At 66.9% G+C, this 1,924-nt stretch carries 3 protein-coding genes and 4 tRNA genes; all 7 read left to right on the top strand.

The features are described from left to right. Positions 1 to 430, top strand: a 430-nt coding sequence (locus D7W82_RS39455; protein WP_370451151.1) for a hypothetical protein, incomplete at its 5' end; no start/stop codon positions are given. Positions 431 to 435: 5 nt separating this feature from the next. Further along, positions 436 to 1,236 carry a 23S rRNA (guanosine(2251)-2'-O)-methyltransferase RlmB gene (gene rlmB, locus D7W82_RS39450; protein WP_120623156.1) on the top strand — a complete coding sequence of 267 codons (801 nt, stop codon included), beginning with the start codon at positions 436 to 438 and terminating at the stop codon, positions 1,234 to 1,236. A 126-nt stretch (positions 1,237 to 1,362) separates the two neighbouring features. Beyond that, positions 1,363 to 1,435, top strand: a tRNA-Thr gene (locus D7W82_RS39445). An 82-nt stretch (positions 1,436 to 1,517) separates the two neighbouring features. Continuing rightward, a tRNA-Tyr gene (locus D7W82_RS39440) sits at positions 1,518 to 1,601 on the top strand. A 9-nt stretch (positions 1,602 to 1,610) separates the two neighbouring features. Next, positions 1,611 to 1,686, top strand: a tRNA-Gly gene (locus D7W82_RS39435). Between the two features lie 21 nt (positions 1,687 to 1,707). Continuing rightward, positions 1,708 to 1,783, top strand: a tRNA-Thr gene (locus tag D7W82_RS39430). 16 nt (positions 1,784 to 1,799) lie between these two features. Beyond that, positions 1,800 to 1,924: GTP-binding protein (locus tag D7W82_RS39425; RefSeq protein ID WP_233588040.1), on the top strand; the 125-nt coding region annotated here is incomplete at its 3' end.

The raw sequence follows: 1,924 nt of genomic DNA, 5'->3' as shown, positions 1-1,924 counted from the left end.
CCTCCCGACCCTGGCCCCCCTGCTGCTGACGCTCGTCGGCGCGCCGGTGCTGGCCCAGGACGTGGACCCCGCCACCCTCTACGAAGTCACCACCGAGGGGACGTCGACGCAGGTGAAGGCCGGAGGGCAGGGCACGTTCGTGCTCGCCATCAAGTCGAAGCCCGGCGCCCACGTCTCCGACGAGGCCCCGCTGAAGCTGGAGCTGACGGGCAAGCAGCTGACGCCCGCCCAGAAGACGCTGACCCGCGAGCAGTCGGTGGCGAAGAAGGCGGACGGCCAGCAGTTCGTGGATCCGCGCTTCGAGGTCCCCTTCACCGCGGTGTCCGCCGGCAAGGGCACGCTGGACGCGACGCTGACCTTCTTCATCTGCACGGAGAAGATCTGCGCCCGTCAGAAGAAGACCTTCTCGCTGCCCGTGGAGGTCCAGTAGCCCCCATGCGCGAGCGCTCCCCCAAGCCTTCCAGTGGTGAACGCGGCGGCCACGAAGCCCCGCGCTACGTCCATGGCGTCAACCCCGTGCTGGAGGCCCTGCGGGCCCATCCCGACGCGGTGGAGCGCCTCTTCATCGTCGACGGGCAGGTCGGCGCCAAGGCCGCGGGCGAGCTGCTCAGCCGCGCGCGTGACGCGGGCGTCCGGGTGGAGAAGGTCGGCCGCGAGCGGCTGACGTCCATGGCCGAGGGCGGCGTGCACCAGGGCGTCGTCGCCGAGCTGCGCGGCTTCCAGTACGTCGAACTGGAGGACGTGCTGGACGCGGCGAAGGCCAGGAAGCAGCCCGCGCTCGTCGTCGTGCTCGACGGCATCCAGGATCCGCACAACCTGGGCGCCATCATCCGCTCGGCCCACGCGCTCGGGGCCCACGGCGTCGTCCTGGCCAAGGACCGGGCCGTGCAGGTGACGGGCACGGTGGCCAAGGCCTCCGCGGGCGCCGTCGAGTACTGCCCCATCGCGCGCGTCACCAACATCTCCCGCGCCTTGGAGCAGCTGAAGGAAGCGGGCCTCTGGGTCGCGGCCGCGGACGTGGAGGGCGCTGAGCCTCTGTGGAGCGCCCGCCTGGACGGGCCCCTGGCGTTGGTGGTGGGGGCCGAGGGGGCGGGCGTGAGGGAAGGCGTCCTCAAGCACTGCGACTTCCGCCTCCGGATTCCCATGGGCGGTCAGGTCGGTTCATTGAATGCGTCGGTTTCCGCCGCGATTCTGCTATACGAGGTCGCCCGTCAGCGGGGCCGTCCTTCCCGCTGACGACCCCGGATCAATCTCCTTGACTTGGAGAGTGGGGGCTTTTAAAAGGTCGCGCCTCTCAAGCCGCTGCCGAGAGGTTGACGGTCCGCCCGGGATGAGGTAGGGCGGGGCAGTTGCTGGATGGATGCCGGTGTAGCTCAGTCGGTAGAGCAACTGATTTGTAATCAGTAGGTCGCGGGTTCAAATCCCGCCGCCGGCCAGGTAGGACGGGCCGCGGATAAGGGCCCGGGACGCAGCAAGATGGTGTAGAGAGCAGCACGCAGCACCACAAGCGAATATCTGGAGAGATGCCCGAGCGGCCAAAGGGAGCAGACTGTAAATCTGCCGGCTCTACGCCTACGGTGGTTCGAATCCACCTCTCTCCACTCGGCAATGCGGGAATAGCTCAGTTGGTAGAGCGTCAGCCTTCCAAGCTGAATGTCGTGGGTTCGAATCCCATTTCCCGCTCCAACCGTTGTAGTGAATCGCCAAGCCCTGATAGCTCAGTTGGCAGAGCGCATCCTTGGTAAGGATGAGGTCACCAGTTCAATCCTGGTTCAGGGCTCCATTTTTCGAGGAGTGTCATGTCCAAGGAAAAGTTCGATCGCAGCCTGCCCCACGTGAACATCGGAACGATTGGGCACGTGGACCACGGCAAGACGTCGCTGACGGCGGCCATCACGAAGGTGCTGGCCAAGACGGGCGGCGC

Source organism: Corallococcus sp. CA049B, assembly GCF_003611685.1.
Classification (GTDB): Bacteria; Myxococcota; Myxococcia; order Myxococcales; family Myxococcaceae; genus Corallococcus; species Corallococcus coralloides.
The sequence above is the reverse complement of the archived record's forward strand: the minus strand, read 5'-3'. Positions and strand labels throughout refer to the sequence as shown.

Excerpts from the sequence above, each read along its gene's own strand:
- rlmB (WP_120623156.1), top strand. The coding sequence starts at position 436 with ATGCGCGAGCGCTCCCCCAAGCCTTCCAGTGGTGAACGCGGCGGCCAC.